Below are 14,297 nucleotides of genomic sequence, written 5' to 3'. Positions count from 1 at the left end.
AAACTGAATGGCATTAAGTCACATCGTCGATCGACCATCGCCTAAGGCGGCAAAAGAGGAAAGCTCAGGTGCTGCCACACCCGCACGGGTCTCGTTCGTCGAGGTTATTCGGCTTGAGCTTGAAAACGCGGCTTCGAGGTCGTGCAAAAGGGGGCCTTTGACTTCTTTCGGCGGCGCCTGACAGCTCCCCATAGCTTCCCTGGCTAAGGTGTTATTAAAGTATCCGCAGGCGATAAAGCCCTTTGGCGCGTTAGGCCTCGACCTGCGGAAGTTGAGCTTCGTAGGCCATCACGTTCGACCTCTAGGTCCGCGCGCTGAGACATGCGCTTAAAACGTAAACCAGCGTTTATGTTTGACGCTTCATCAACCTGCCTTCAAATCGGCACGTCTTCTTTGCTTTGGATAGCGGACATTCTTTTGGGCTCGATCAATGTCGCAGATGGGCCACTTCCGGAACTCATTCAAGTCTTCGCACGTGCTCTAGAAGGTCAGAAGGCTTGCCCTACAGGCCGCACGTTTTAGAAACCAAGAGTTGCATTTCGGGCACGGATTCTGAGGGCCTGATCGTCTATCGTTCAAGGTGGAATTGAAATCAAGCGTAGCTGCCGGAACAAACTCATAAACGGTCGCTGGTGCATTTATCGTTTCAGATAAATCAGAAGCGATGAAGATGGAGAAATACCATGAAGACTTTTCTGGTGTGTATCGCTCCGAGTTTGAGCCCGCCGCGGGGTCAAAAGGCGCCACCTCCAAATGCAGCTTGTTCCTTATCGGCTAGGGCGAGCATCCGAGATCGTATCGCGTCGTATCATCCTGATGCTAGATTTCACAACGGCAGGGAGCGCCTGCTTCCTGCTTCATACCGAACAGGAGGACGACATGCCTGATAGCGTCTACAAGGTCATTGAACTGATCGGTACCAGCAGCGACTCATGGGAGAAGGCGGCCGCTAATGCGGTCGAGTTAGCTGCGAAATCTCTCCGAGATCTTCGCATTGCAGAGGTCGTCAAGCTCGATATGCAATTGGATGCGAAGGGAAAAGTAGAGGCCTATCGCGCCAAGCTCAACGTATCGTTCAAGTTCGAGGATTCCTGAGCCTCGGCACCTCGCCCCGCTTTGCGGGGCGAGGTTGGCGCACTGGAGAACAGCGTGTCGCGCTGGCCCCGGCCGCCGTTTGTGACGCATCCTGGAAGTAGGGCCCTGGTCCAACTGGGACCCGCTATGCTTTGGTGAGTGGAGCGGGAACCGTAGCGCGTGGTGACCTCATGTACATAGTCATTCGCAAGTACACCAAGGTTCGTTCGGTTGCAGACGCTGCTCGCCGCGCCAAGAGCGGCATCGGTCAGATCCTAAGGCAATCGCAAGGATTCAGATTTTACTACCTGCTGGATGGGGGCGATGGCGTTGGTGTCGCCGTGATGATATTCGAGGACCGCGAAAGCGCAAATGCAGCAAACGCTAAGATACTGGAGTTTGTTCAGGCAAGTCTGCATGACCTCGATCTTGGAGATCCCGAAATCACGACTGGCGAAGTATTGGTGAATATCGAACCTGATGCGTCCTTGGGCATAGAGTATTCGTAAACCCCGCCGGTTCCGTGGGGTGCCACCCCCTGCAGCTGAAGTCGATCCGATCGCCGTCGCGTTGGGGCGATCGCACTCTGGACAGACGGATGTCGTCCGTCAGAAATATTCGTTGCGCGGGCTTTTTGAGGAGTAACAACAACATGAAGCAACACACCTTCGAAACATTTCTCACTACCGCGATCGTCTGGACGTCGCTCGCGGCTATGGGCGCCGTGATGCCGCCCCGAGATCCTGATGAAGACGAAGAAGACGAGGAGGACGGCGAAGAGGAGGATGACGCCGACGAACCCGCAGTCGTACGCGAGCCGGACGAAGACTAGGGCGCGTACTCATAAATTAACCGCGTGAACCAATGTCCGCTTGTCCCCAAATAGCGGCGCGAAAGCGGATGTTGTCGGACTTTCAAGAGGGGCCAAGCTCGGAAGTCGTTAGACCATTCGACTGGCTCACGAGGCCAAGTCGTCGAGCAACGCCTTGGCCTCTTTCAAATCGAGCGTGTCGAACCCTTCAGTGAACCAGCCGTAAACCGGAGCCAGCAGATCACGTGCCGCGGTGCCTTTGCCCTCATCGCGCCATAAGCGGGCAAGGCTCGTCGCTGCCCGGAGCTCAAGTGATTTCGCCCGTTGTTGCCGAGCGGTTTGTAGGGACTTCAGCAGCCATTTGCTCCCTCCGAGCTGGCCTCGAGATAATGCCACCAACCCTCGCAGCCGAGAGATTTCCGCATCCCACCAGTGCTCGCCGCTTTGTTCCGCAATGGCAGCAGCACCCGTCAGGGCTTCGGCTCCGCCGGGGTGGTTTCCTGTGTGACAAAGCACTTCGCAAAAGAGCGCAAAGCTATAGGGAGCGTACTGGATCGTGCCTCGCTTCGCCGGATCAGCAAGCGCGGCGCGGTAGGAGGCAATCGCCGCCTCAATCCTCTCCGGTGCCAACAACGCCCAGCCGCGGAGAACTTGTGGATCGAGCGGCAAGGCAATGCGCTTCTCAGCCGCTAGGGTCTCTGCGCTCTCAATGCACTGCAGCACCGAAGCTGAGTCACGCCGGAACTGGTGCAATATCGACGCATGCAGACGCGCCATAGCAAGGCTGAAGGGATGGTTCACCCGTTTCGCAAGCTCCAACGCGTCATTCACGCGAGCGAGCGCCGTGTCAGGGTAGCCGAGCAGCCAGGCGCTCCAGGCACCTAGCGTTCCTGCACAGACTCCAGGGTCGTGGCCGTAGATGTGTGCATGCGTCCGGTGCTGCTCGAACTCATAAAGGGTTCGGCCCTTATCGCAATGCTCCTGCGCCGGAGCGAGCTCGCCGCAGAAGAAATGTGTTGTCCAACCCGTATGATGAGCTTCGAGCCGAAGGCCGACATTATTACTCTTTTCGACCAGGCTCAGGAGCCTATCTGAAAGCTGGCGCGCCGCATTCCAATCCGACGTACGTCGGAAAGTCCACAACCCCCATATCGCGGTGAACTGAGAATCGATGTCCCCTATCTTATCGGAAAGCTCGAGCGCACGAGCGTGCGCTTTTGCTGCTTCGGCTGAGGAGAAGCCGTTGGCGTTACTAAGAGACACGCCTTTAGCGAGTTGCAGCTTGATCTCTTGCTGATCGCGCTGCGCATCCAAGAGAGATGGCAGCAGGAACAGACCACGATCGAAATGACTGACCGCCTCGGCATACGCGGAGCGGGAAGCTGCAAACTGGCCCGCTTTTAGCCATTGATCAGAGGCTCGTTCCGCCTGTCCGGCACCCGTCAAATGATGGGCCAGTATCTCTGGCTGGCGATCGACCAGATCTGCGAAATGCTGCTCCAACGTGGTGGCAACTCGTGCATGCAACTCTTGCCGTCTTGGGCGCAGCAGCGTGCCATAGGCAGCGTCCTGCACCAGCGCGTGCTTGAATAGATAGCTGGAATACGGAGGCACACCTTGTCGGAACAACAAGCCAGCGGAGATCAGACGGTCTAAGGCGGATGCCAACTCTGGCTCCGGCTTGCTCGCAACGGAAAAAAGCAGGGTGTGAGAGAACTCTCGCCCGATCGCGGAACCGATCTGGGCCACCTCCTTGGCGGGCCCGAGCTGGTCGAGCCTCGCCATAAGCGAGGCGTGCAGGCTTGCGGGGACCGCCGACGCAGGTGACGGAATATTGCTTGTAGTTCGCCGCGCTTCGCCCTCGCTCTTGGTCTCCAGCACCGCCTTCGTCATCTCCTCCACAAAAAGGGGAATCCCGTCCGTGCGCTCAATGATGTCCTGCCGCACGCTCGCCGAAATAAGCTGGTTGCCCACAATGTGATCAATCACCGTCTCGATTTGGCGCTGCGCCAGCCGATTGAGGGTGAGAGCAGTGACGTAGTGCCGCCCGATCCAGTGCGGTTCGAACTCTGGACGGAACGTCACAATCAACAGCACACGGTAGGTCCGAAGCCGGTCAACGACCCCGCTGAAAGCTTCCTGACTCGTGGGATCGGTCCAATGTGCATCCTCGACGATCATTAGCACAGGTGTGGAGCGCGACAATGCCTCCACCTGTGACCCGAGCGCTTCAAATGTCCGCTGGCGGTGCTGTTCGAAGGGTATGTCGAGCGCCGCGTAGCGTCCGTCTTTTGGCAGCGACAGCATGTCGGCGAATAGCGCCATATCCTCCAAAGAGGTTGAAGTCTGTGCCAATACTGTATCGAGCTTGTCCAGCTTCGTTTCCAGCGCGTCGTCATGCGCAAATCGTGCGGCCCGTTCCATCTGGCCGATGATCGGATAAAAAGCGCTGTCGGTATGCTGCGGCGAGCAGAAATAGCGCAATCGGGTATGCGGCTCGTTAGCGATGCTTTCCAGCAGCGCCGCCGTAAGCCGCGATTTGCCAATACCAGCCTCGCCGGAGAGCAGCACTACTTGGCCTTCACCACTCTTTGCCTTGGACCAGCGTCGCAACAGGAGTTCGAGTTCTTCGTCGCGCCCAACAAGCTCGGTCAATCCGTTCGCGTGCAAGGCCTCGAAGCGGCTTTCGACTGAAGCCGGCCGCAACGCAGCCCATGCCCCTACGGCGCCTGAGATACCTTTGAGCTCTTTCGGCCCAAGTTCTTCAAGCTCGAACAGATTGCCCAACAGCTTCCGAGTACTCTCCGCAATGACGACGCTGTTCGGCTCAGCAATGCCCTGCAAACGTGCCGCAAGGTTTGGCGTTTCACCGATTATGGCGTGCTCCTGAGAAGCGCCGGACCCGATGAGGTCGCCGACAACCACCAGTCCCGTTGCGATGCCGATACGCGTCTGCAGGGGCGCACGGATCTTCAGAGCACCTACGCCAGCCACCAACTCCAGCCCCGCCCGGACGGCCCGTTCCGCATCGTCTTCGTGCGCCTGCGGATACCCGAAATACACCAGTACCCCATCGCCCATATACTTCGCAACAAAGCCGCCGAACCGCCGCACGATGTCGGTGACGCACTTCTGATACGCGGAAATGATCTCGCGTAGGTCTTCAGGGTCCATGCGTGCTGAAAGTGCTGTTGAACCCACAAGGTCCGAGAACATCACAGTGACTTGGCGACGTTCGGCGGCATCTTGGGGCGTCAACTCGGCCGTAACGCGTTGAGCTACGGCAGGGCTCCCAAGCTCCTGGATAGCCGCAAGCATTATGCGCCGATGCCCGAGCAGCACGCCGATGTCCTTAAGATCCTGATCGGTCAGATGGCGAAGTGCTGCGAAACCAATCCCGTTTTCAGCAAAACGCTGCGCGTACTCGGACATTCCGAGCTTTTGGAGCCAGTGGGCAATTTGCTGCATCGCGGCCCCTCCGGATTTTGTGTTACCCACTCTGGACCGATAGGACCGAAAGTCTACCACGCGCGCCGACTTATTCCAGCACCCGCCGCGACGTTGCATTTCCGGTCAGGGTCCAAAAGCGTCGGTCTAGCACTCCACTGCAAACTTCCGGTCTACCCCTCTGAGCCGACATGTAGCAGCACCGCCCCAACGGTAGCGATGGGCCGTGAGCGGACTTTCACAATTCCAGCTGTCGGTGATCATTGCGTCATTCGGGGAGACCCGCCCTGCGAAGGCCGTCTCGGAAACGCTCCGCGTCCGTTGTATTTCTGAAAGGTATTGGTGGTAAATTGCTCACGGTGGCACCCGGGATCGCGAGAAGCCAATCACCAATGGCCGCGCGCGCGTCATCTTGCTCGCCTAGCAGTGCACAGCTGACGGCAAGAAGGGCATGGCCTTGCCACCAGTCTGGCTTACGTTGCACGGCTTTTTCGGACCACTCGCGAGATTTCACGTAGTCCTGAGCAACAAAATATGCCAGCGCAAGCCCAGAGAAGCGGAAAAAATTGCCAGGTTCGCGCGGGTTCAGCCTGATGCATGTCTCAGAATTTCGGATACTCTCTTCTACCCGTCCAGCGAGGGCAAGCACGGTGCCGAGACTGCCAAAAGCAATCAAAAAATTTGGATTGAGCTCGAGGGCTCGGCGATAGGCCGCGATGGCCTTGTCATGGTACCCAAAACCCTGACCCAGGATACCGCCCAGCATCCAATGCGAATATTCGTCGGCATCATCGAGCCGGATCGCTTTCTGGACTGACTGCAAAGCTGCCTCAAGCATTTCCCGTGAATTGCTGGAAAAACCCATCAGCGCCAAATGATATGTCGCGGCAGCAAGAAGCTGATGACCCTTTGCAAATGATGGATCGATGCGCGTGACTTCGCTCGCGATCTCGCGCGCTGCTGCGATGCTTTCCGACGTCAGCCCGTAAATTTCCTTCCATCCGCGCTTGGCGAGATCCCAGGTGCGAAAATCCGGTCTCTCGCTTCGTTCAGCCAGAACCCCTTCGCTAAAGACAACCTGACATTGGGTCGAGCCCACGACGCTGCGCGTGATTTCGTCCTGTATTTCAAAGATGTCGGCGAGATCGCGGTCGTATTTCTCGGCCCAAAGGTGACGCCCCGTTGCGGCCTCGACTAGCTGCGCGGTGACACGAACACGCTGGTTCATGCGCCGGACGCTGCCCTCAAGCACGTACCTGGTACCCAGGTCGTGTCCAACCCGCTTCACGTCGACCGCCTTGCCCTTGTAGACAAACGTCGAGTGGCGGGCGATGACCGACATCGTGCTGGTATGGGCCAGTTCGGTTATGATATCTTCTGTAAGCCCGTCAGCGAAATATTCCTGCTCGGGATCGCCGCTCATGTTTTGGAACGACAGCACTGCGATGGAGGGCTTGTCGGGATGCGAGAGTGCCGGAGGCTGGCCCACAGCCGAACCTGATTTTACTGCGGAAGGGGTCCGACCAGACGGCCGGACCCGCCACGCCCGCATTGGCTCAGCAATATTTTTGAGGGACTGCTGTCCCATGTCATCACAGGCAATTTCAACTTTGCCCCGGACCTGTCGATAGGCATCATCAGACATGCAGACCCCGCCCGGTTCGGCGATGCTCTCAAGGCGGGCGGCAATGTTGACGCCATCACCGAAAATGTCGTTGTCATCGAAAATGACATCACCGACATGGATGCCGATCCGGAATTCGATTTTTTGATCCGGCGGCACGCCGGCATTCTGCTCAGCCACACTCCGCTGGATTTCAACTGCACCGCGCACCGCATCGACGGCGCTGGCAAACTCGATCAGCATGCCATCACCGGTGGTCTTGACCATGTGGCCTCGATGGGAGACTAGGGTGGGATCAATGATGGCCTTCCTTACAGCCTTTAGCCGGACCAGCGTCTCTTCTTCGTCGGCCCCCATCAGCCGACTATATCCCGCAACATCCGCCGCCAGCACCGCTGCCAGTCGCCGTTCCACGCGCTCGTTGCTCAAGACGCACCTCGGCCTGGAAAACCAAGGGCCAGTTTAGCAGAAAAGTGGGCCGATGTCCGATAGGCCCAATGTCTGTTTCGGGGTCAAAAGCGTCGGTCTAGCACTCCACTGCAAACTTCCGGTCTACCCCTCTGAGCCGACATGTAGCAGCCCCGCCCCAACGGTAGCGATGGGCCAACTGCAGACTCGTGCAGCGCAGAAGATCGTTATTCAATCACCTCGTTGGCGCGGCCGAGCAGCGTCGCAGGGAGATCGATGCCGAGCGCCTTGACCTTCGAGAACATCGGAATGCTCCCGATCCTCAACCCGGAGGTCTGCAATGGGTGGTCATTAGCGGACATCGCTGAGCGCTTAGCGCACGTCCGCTTTAATCAACTCGTCAGCCCTCGCGACCAAATGCTGAGGAACAGATAGGCCCATATCTTTGGCAGCTTTGAGGTTGATCGCAAGATGGAATTCGCTCGGCCCTTCGACGGGCAAATCACTTGGCTTTGCGCCGTTGAGGATCTTCTGAACGAAATATGCGCCCCGACGCCATATTCCATCAATTGTCGGACCAAAGGCAAGCAGTCCGCCGCTCCGCACCCATTCTCGATATTCATGCGCGTTCGGAATTTTGTTTTCTATTCCGAAGTCGACAATCCTCTTGCGATCAAAGACGAACATCGGATCGGTGACGGTAGTCATCGCATCAATCATCGTATCCTGCCTTTTGCGCAGGATTGAAGCAAACGCGACCTCAAATTCCGGCGGTGAACGAACTTCAAACGGCTGCGCTTCAATTTCCAATTTTTCAAATCCCGAAGAAATACTGTTGAGATGATTGCTGGCGTAGGAGGGAAGCGGATTGTAAAGAACTGCCAACCGCGATAGTTTTGGAACAATTTCTTTCAAGAACTCGACACGTTTGACATCGCGAGCAGGCGAGAGATTGTCGATACCCGTAAGGTTCCCGCCAGGATGTGAAAGAGACGAGTATAATTTGGTTTCAACGCCGCCGCGGCTCGAGAGCACGACAATGGGAATTGTCGCAGTAATCTTCTGCACCAAAAGTCCGGGGTAATTTCCCACAGCCACGATCACGTCGACATTCTGCCGGACGAGATCGGCAGCCATCCCGGGCAGAAGTTCCGAATGTCCTTTTGCCTCCCGCCATTCGATGGTGAGATTGTTGCCCTCTGAATAGCCGCGATCACTTAATTCGCGAACGAAGCCGTTTACCCAAGGATAGCTGCTCAGATTAGCCGTCAGATATCCAATGCGGTAAATCTTTTTAGATTGCTGCGCTTGAGCCGCCAGCGGCCACACCGCAGCGCCGCCGAGTGCCGTTATGAACTCGCGCCGCTTCATGTCTGATGCCTCCGCAAAGCCTAGAGACAACCTATCACTCGCCCCAAACTAACACATTGGGGCCGGCCGGCCATGACCTCTGCCACAGAATCTCGAGTACGCCTGCCAGCCGCGCGATGTGCGGTGCGGGTTCAAAGGCGAAAAACTCAACGCGAGCATATTCAGTCCGCTAAGCCCGATGGAACGGACCTCAATGAGACGTGCTGCCAATCGTGGATGGGCCAGAAGCGGTCTTCGACCAGCTGCGGGCGGCAGGTCAGTTAAGGGCAAAGAGTCGCCCTTCACCGCAATAGCAGTGCAGGGATATCAGCGTTCGCTGCCGAAACTGCATAGGACCGGGCAGGCCGGATCGGTACAACGAACAGCTCCTAAAACAGCACTCAATCCAGTTGGAGGCTAGTTTGAATAAAGTCACTGTTGCCTTGGTGATCGGCCTCCTCACGGGGCCTATCCTTCCGCACATCGCACAGGCCCAGAGTGCCATCACCGCAGACGACGCGCACGCCATCGCCGTGGACGCCTATATCTATTTGTATCCGCTGTTGTCGATGGATATTTCTCGTAAGACCTTCACAAATGTCGAGCCGGGCAAGGAATTTGGAAAAGGCCCGATGAACACCTTCACCAATGTTCCGCAATATCCGCCTGCCGATTTCAAGGGCGTTGTCCGCTCCAACTTTGACACCCTATATTCCATCGCTTGGCTGGATATAACGAAAGAGCCTGTGGTCATCTCTGCTCCTGATACCGATCGCCGTTACTACCTTTTGCCTATGTTGGACATGTGGACCGATGTGTTCGCTTCGCCCGGATGGCGAACCACAGGCACCAAGGCCGGCACTTTCCTAATAGCGCCCCAGGGTTGGAGACCAGATTTGCGGGACAGGTTTATCGACGAGTTTAAGCTTCCGAAGGAAACTCAGCGAATTGACGCGCCCACCCCGTATGTCTGGCTCATTGGCCGTACCAAGACGGACGGTCCGCCAGATTACGATGCGGTTCACAAGATACAGGCGGGCTATAAAGTCACGCTTCTTTCCGAGTTTGGCAAACCGCCAAAGCCTGTCGAGGTCAAAATCGATCCAAGCATCGATATGAAGACGCCACCAAAGACCCAGGTTGATACCATGGCAGCCGGGAAATACTTCGCCTACGCCGCAGAGGTGCTTAAGCTACAGCCGCCCCACATTACCGATGAGCCTATTTTCGCTCAAATGAAAAAGATCGGGATCGAAGTAGGCAAGAGCTTCGAGATGAGCAAACTCGATCCGGCCGTACAAAAGGCGGTTGAAAGCGCGCCCCGCGATGCTCAGAAGCTGATGGCATGGAAGCTGCCAACATTGGCTCGTGTGGCGAACGGCTGGGTGATGAACACCGACACGGTTGGCGTATACGGCAATTATTACTTGAAGCGGGCTATTCTCGCGCAGCAAGGGCTTGGCGCGAACTTGGTCGAGGATGCTATCTATCCACTCAACCTCGGCGATGAAACAGGAAAGCCGCTCGATGGCGCAAACAAATACACGATCACTTTTGAGAAGGGTGCAGCGCCACCGGTCAATGCCTTCTGGTCGATCACGCTTTATGATCAGGAAGGATTTCAGGTCGGCAACGTGTTAAACCGTTTCGCCGTCAGCAGCTGGATGCCATTCAAGTACAACGGAGACGGCTCGCTCGACCTATACGTCCAAAACGAAAGCCCCGGGAAGGATCAGGAGGCCAATTGGCTGCCTGCGCCCAAAACACCATTCAATTTGTTGCTGCGCATGTACGCGCCAAAGTCGGAGGCGCTCACCGGCAAGTGGAATCCTCCGCCGGTCACGAAAGCTCAAGGCATTCCGACCCTGGCCGCTCAATAGATCGTCAAAGGCCCCTCTCGGGTTTGCGACTACCGCGACCGAGAGGGCCAGCGAGCCATCCTAGTCTGCATTGGGTCACAAGCCGGCTTTGAGCCTCCAGCCACGAAAGGTCCGCTTTGATTCCATATGCGGACCAGAAATCGGGAATGCAGGCGCAATCCGTCTCCAGAATCCCTATCGGCAGCCCTTCTCGTTCCGAATGGTGTCGTAGGCTACGTTGAGGCGTTGGGCCTCTGCTTCAGCAGCCTCACGAATTGTAATGCTCCGGTCAGCGACCGTGTCGGGATGACACTTGACGATTGCAAGCCTGTACGCCGCTTTGATCTCCGCCATCGTCGCTTCGGGGGAGACGTTCAAGATCGCATAGGGATCGTCGACCGCGTTCTCGGCCTGGTCGTGATCGCTTGAACATTGGTCAATCGCCTCGTCTGCATCACCGGCGTAAAACTTCAGGAGTGTCGCTTTCATGCTCATCTATGAATCGGTTGCGTCGGCGAACAGCGACGAGCGTCGCCAAACCGAGCGCCCATCCAAAAACGGTCGCTATTTCGATTTGTCGACCAATAAGCCGCGGGTAAACATTCCAGACAAGTAGATCAGCCAACGCGACCGTGGACGTACATGTGGAGGCAAGCAGCGGAAGCAGCGAAGCCCGATAGGGCCGCGATGAACCCAAGACGAAATGCTCTTCCTCGCCTATTGCAACACTGCCCGCATTGATTGGCGATGAACGTATCTCGAGGGGTTCTGTCAACTATCTTAAGAGACAAGAAGATAGAGATCATTATTATGAAGCGCTGCGTAGGGCCAGCTTGCGAGAGTGAGATCCGGCGGATCGAGCGTGCTGACGTTGGCGTCTCGAAGCCGTGCGTGCTTCACTCAACCTCAACTACACCGAAGCGCTGTCGTCCTTCGATCCGGCTGATTGCAGCCAAGACGTCGTCATTCGTGAGCGCGTCCATCAGCTTTTCCACTGTGAACTCTGCATTGCGCGGGACGCCGGGCACCAGATAGTTGCTCAACACCGAACGCGCTTCCAAGAAGGCAGATATCAAGGTCTGAATATCTGATCGCTTGGGTACAATTGAGGGCACGTGCTCTTCTTCAATCGGGTATTCAACTGCGGTGGCTTCAGGATCGTTCTTCCTAAGCCATTCGACGGCAGAATCGCAGGAAGCGAACACCTTTACGCAATCGTTCTCGACGCTGACATATTACCAAACTGAATGGCTCACGGCGCTGCCTCTAATCCATGACTCCTGAAGTGACTTCGTTCGTCGATGCGGGACAACGCTGCATCAACTTCATCGCTGTCGAGCAAGTCGATGATTCGGTCCAGCACCTTCACCGCGTCCCGTGACCCGAACCGATTGCCGGCTTAGTTCTACGCGGGCCGCTCGAATGGCATCCAGGCAAATTCCGGCATCTGTTTCCTAAACGCGATTCAATCGTGCGGCGCCAGACAGGTTCCTAACAGGTGGGAAATGGCTTTCTTCGACCAATATGATCGTAGGGAGGTGGACCGGAAAGGATGGAAGCGACCTCTTCCGCCTGAAACCGTGATGGTGCCGGACCGTAACTCTCGACATGCATCAAGGTGACTTGCCAAGCGTCAAACGACGTGGGGAGTTTTATGGATCGCAACGCGAAAGACGGAACCACGGAGCAAGATGGAAAGGCATGAAAGCAGACAAATACCTTGAACTAGCGGAACGATATCGGGTGGCGCTGGAAACCGCCAAGGATGCATTCAGCCGCCACTACCTGGAAGCGATGGAACGGAGCTACCGAACCCTAGCGGAGAGTGAACAGGCGCTCGGCAAGTCGGGCCGATTCGCCGATGTTTCGGACGAACAAAACTGACCAGAGCCTAGACCCTCGCGCCGACGCTTAAGGGTCTATTCCTGCCGGCACTCTAGCGCAGCGGCAAAGCTTGCATACTCTTGCGCCATTCGCAGCAATTCGTCTCGCGCACCGGGGGTTGATGACAGCGCCGCTTGGTGTAGGCAAAGAGCTTCAATTGCGCGGTACTGGGCAGAGGTCATGCCCCAACATTCACTCCTGGAGCCGCTGCATTAGCTTGGGTTAAAAGTGCACACAATCCCTCCGGCATTCGCCGGGGAACCTCAGCCATTCGCGCATGTTTATTCTGCGAAGGTGCTCTCCATGAGGCATACAGTTCTAGTTGTCGATGATGATGAAGCCGTGCTCGACGTGCTCGCGTGCATGCTTGAAGACCTTGGTTGCGAGGTAGTATGCGCACACAGCGGCCCGGAAGTCTGGATACGCTGACAAAGAACGAAGATGTTTCGATCCTGATCACGGATATCAATATGCCGGGCATGGATGGGTACGAATTGGCTGAGCGTGCCACGCGTGTTCGGCCAAAGCTGAAGGTCTTGCAACTATCGGGCCGTGAGCGCAGACGTGACGGCTTCCCCATGCTCCGTAAGCCGTTTTCTGAAGAAGAATTAGCCCGCGTGATGCAACAAACAACCGGCGTTTGTTAGCGCAGAAGAGTCCCCAAGCAGCTTTCAAGCTCTTCGATTAGAAATGGCTTGCGCAAGAATGGATGGCCTTTGAAGGCGGTCGGTATCCCATCCGCGTTATACTCGGTAGCAAATGCAAACGGAATGCCTCCGCTTTGCAGCGCCTCTGCGATTGGTTCAGAACTTTCCTTGCCAAGGTTTACGTCCAAAATGGCGGCTTCCACGCCCGGTGCCGAAGCAAGCATGAGGCCGTGTGCCACATCGCCCGCTTCCCCGGCCACTGTGTGACCTAGCTCCGCCAGCATATCCGCCACCATCACGCGGATAAGCGACTCGTCTTCAACTAAGAGGACTGACGCCATATACCTACCCTTGTCGGCTATTCAGACGCCAACTACTTCGCCGCTTCTGCCAATGCCCGAGGGCCAACGGGACGATGCTCCCCAAGAGAATGCCGTCCCGCTTCCGCAGCTTTCAGAAGCCGGTCCGCCACCATCTTCCGAGCGTCGTGGTCGCCGCCCTTCGGAAGCTCACTGCAAACCTCTTCCAATACGACTTCTAGGTTTGACGTGACACGATCTCAGCGACATCGCCTTTCCGTTTGTTGTTCCTGCAGTGGAACTTATGTTCCCACGCCCCGTTGTGGTGTCAAGATCCCTATGCAAGGTGGGAGGTGAGACATGAGCGAGCGACGCCGTCGGGTCACGCATACCCAGACATTCACGAATCGCCTTATGGAACAGGCGGCGAAGTTCAGGGAAGCGGCTGAGCGGCTTGCTCCCGGTACCGAACGCGAGCTTCTGATGAAGCGTGCGGATCAGGCAGAACAGGCGGCCCAGATGAGCGACTGGTTGACCAAGCCAAACAGTGCCCCGCCAGCGCAGTTGGACGGTCTATTGAAGGCCGCCAAAAACAGCCTGGCGCGACGAGAGGGCGGCGTGGGGAAGTAGGGTTCGTGAAACTGCTAAATGAATATCTTGAGCGGGCAGTTCAGCTTGAAGCCTTGGCGGCGGCCAAACCTGATTCAAATTTCAAGAATCAATTGATAGCCCAAGCACAATCGTACCGTAAGCTCGCGGCGAAACGGGCAGCGGAATACGGGCTTCCGTCGCCGAAACCGGCCGATCCGAACGCCTCCATATGACGGATGCCGATTCGATCCATACGGACGGTCGTTGGTGTCCACGTAGCGGCAGCTATTCTCATCCACTCAG

Annotated in this window: 15 protein-coding genes; 8 read left to right on the top strand and 7 right to left on the bottom strand. The window is 56.7% G+C overall.

Translation table 11 applies throughout. The annotated features are described in order from the left end of the window. Positions 1–879 precede the first annotated feature (879 nt). The 3 genes from IVA74_RS02565 to IVA74_RS02555 all read left to right on the top strand — a co-directional run bounded on the left by IVA74_RS02565 (position 880) and on the right by IVA74_RS02555 (position 1,906). On the top strand, positions 880–1,095 hold the full coding sequence (locus tag IVA74_RS02565; RefSeq protein WP_247339559.1) for a dodecin domain-containing protein: 216 nt from the start codon (positions 880–882) through the stop codon (positions 1,093–1,095). Positions 1,096–1,265: 170 nt separating this feature from the next. Continuing rightward, positions 1,266–1,583, top strand: a complete 318-nt coding sequence (locus IVA74_RS02560; RefSeq protein WP_247339557.1) for a hypothetical protein — start codon at positions 1,266–1,268, stop codon at positions 1,581–1,583. 143 nt (positions 1,584–1,726) lie between these two features. Then, complete coding sequence (locus tag IVA74_RS02555) at positions 1,727–1,906, top strand: hypothetical protein (RefSeq protein WP_247339555.1); 180 nt, start codon at positions 1,727–1,729, stop codon at positions 1,904–1,906. A gap of 126 nt (positions 1,907–2,032) precedes the next feature. Here the strand turns inward: IVA74_RS02555 and IVA74_RS02550 are convergent, their stop codons facing one another. The 4 genes from IVA74_RS02550 to IVA74_RS02540 form a co-directional block, all read right to left on the bottom strand. Continuing rightward, positions 2,033–5,353, bottom strand: coding sequence for an adenylate/guanylate cyclase domain-containing protein (locus IVA74_RS02550; protein WP_247339553.1), 3,321 nt, complete (start codon positions 5,351–5,353; stop codon positions 2,033–2,035). Between the two features lie 247 nt (positions 5,354–5,600). Continuing rightward, a complete protein-coding gene (locus IVA74_RS02545; protein WP_247339551.1) occupies positions 5,601–7,385 on the bottom strand; it encodes an adenylate/guanylate cyclase domain-containing protein in 1,785 nt (594 codons plus the stop codon). Positions 7,386–7,591: 206 nt separating this feature from the next. Then, positions 7,592–7,726: a hypothetical protein gene (locus IVA74_RS40900; RefSeq protein WP_256467606.1), complete on the bottom strand. Its 135-nt coding sequence runs from the start codon at positions 7,724–7,726 to the stop codon at positions 7,592–7,594. Between the two features lie 10 nt (positions 7,727–7,736). Next, positions 7,737–8,735, bottom strand: coding sequence for an ABC transporter substrate-binding protein (locus tag IVA74_RS02540; protein WP_247339549.1), 999 nt, complete (start codon positions 8,733–8,735; stop codon positions 7,737–7,739). Between the two features lie 422 nt (positions 8,736–9,157). Here IVA74_RS02540 and IVA74_RS02535 point away from each other — a divergent pair, with 422 nt between their 5' ends. Beyond that, positions 9,158–10,594: a DUF1254 domain-containing protein gene (locus IVA74_RS02535; RefSeq protein WP_247339811.1), complete on the top strand. Its 1,437-nt coding sequence runs from the start codon at positions 9,158–9,160 to the stop codon at positions 10,592–10,594. A 174-nt stretch (positions 10,595–10,768) separates the two neighbouring features. On the opposite strand, the gene IVA74_RS02530 is transcribed toward IVA74_RS02535, so the two are convergent. Together IVA74_RS02530 and IVA74_RS02525 are read right to left on the bottom strand one after the other, a co-directional pair. Continuing rightward, complete coding sequence (locus tag IVA74_RS02530) at positions 10,769–11,068, bottom strand: J domain-containing protein (RefSeq protein WP_247339546.1); 300 nt, start codon at positions 11,066–11,068, stop codon at positions 10,769–10,771. 401 nt (positions 11,069–11,469) lie between these two features. After that, complete coding sequence (locus IVA74_RS02525) at positions 11,470–11,778, bottom strand: hypothetical protein (RefSeq protein ID WP_247339544.1); 309 nt, start codon at positions 11,776–11,778, stop codon at positions 11,470–11,472. A gap of 496 nt (positions 11,779–12,274) precedes the next feature. Here IVA74_RS02525 and IVA74_RS02520 point away from each other — a divergent pair, with 496 nt between their 5' ends. After that, positions 12,275–12,457: a hypothetical protein gene (locus IVA74_RS02520; RefSeq protein ID WP_247339542.1), complete on the top strand. Its 183-nt coding sequence runs from the start codon at positions 12,275–12,277 to the stop codon at positions 12,455–12,457. Between the two features lie 392 nt (positions 12,458–12,849). Then, positions 12,850–13,104, top strand: coding sequence for a response regulator (locus IVA74_RS41045; protein WP_276577005.1), 255 nt, complete (start codon positions 12,850–12,852; stop codon positions 13,102–13,104). Here IVA74_RS41045 and IVA74_RS02510 read toward each other — a convergent pair. Further along, complete coding sequence (locus tag IVA74_RS02510; RefSeq protein WP_247339541.1) at positions 13,101–13,445, bottom strand: response regulator; 345 nt, start codon at positions 13,443–13,445, stop codon at positions 13,101–13,103. The two genes, IVA74_RS41045 and IVA74_RS02510, sit on opposite strands and share 4 nt — an antisense overlap. A 318-nt stretch (positions 13,446–13,763) precedes the next feature. Between IVA74_RS02510 and IVA74_RS02505 the strand changes: the two genes are divergently transcribed. Both IVA74_RS02505 and IVA74_RS02500 read left to right on the top strand, forming a co-directional pair. After that, on the top strand, positions 13,764–14,033 hold the full coding sequence (locus tag IVA74_RS02505; RefSeq protein ID WP_247339539.1) for a hypothetical protein: 270 nt from the start codon (positions 13,764–13,766) through the stop codon (positions 14,031–14,033). Positions 14,034–14,038: 5 nt separating this feature from the next. Continuing rightward, a complete protein-coding gene (locus IVA74_RS02500; protein ID WP_247339537.1) occupies positions 14,039–14,227 on the top strand; it encodes a hypothetical protein in 189 nt (62 codons plus the stop codon). Positions 14,228–14,297 lie beyond the last annotated feature (70 nt).

This window comes from Bradyrhizobium sp. 132, assembly GCF_023074185.1.
In the GTDB taxonomy this organism is placed as follows: Bacteria; Pseudomonadota; Alphaproteobacteria; order Rhizobiales; family Xanthobacteraceae; genus Bradyrhizobium.
This window is presented reverse-complemented; position numbering and strand designations above follow the sequence as displayed.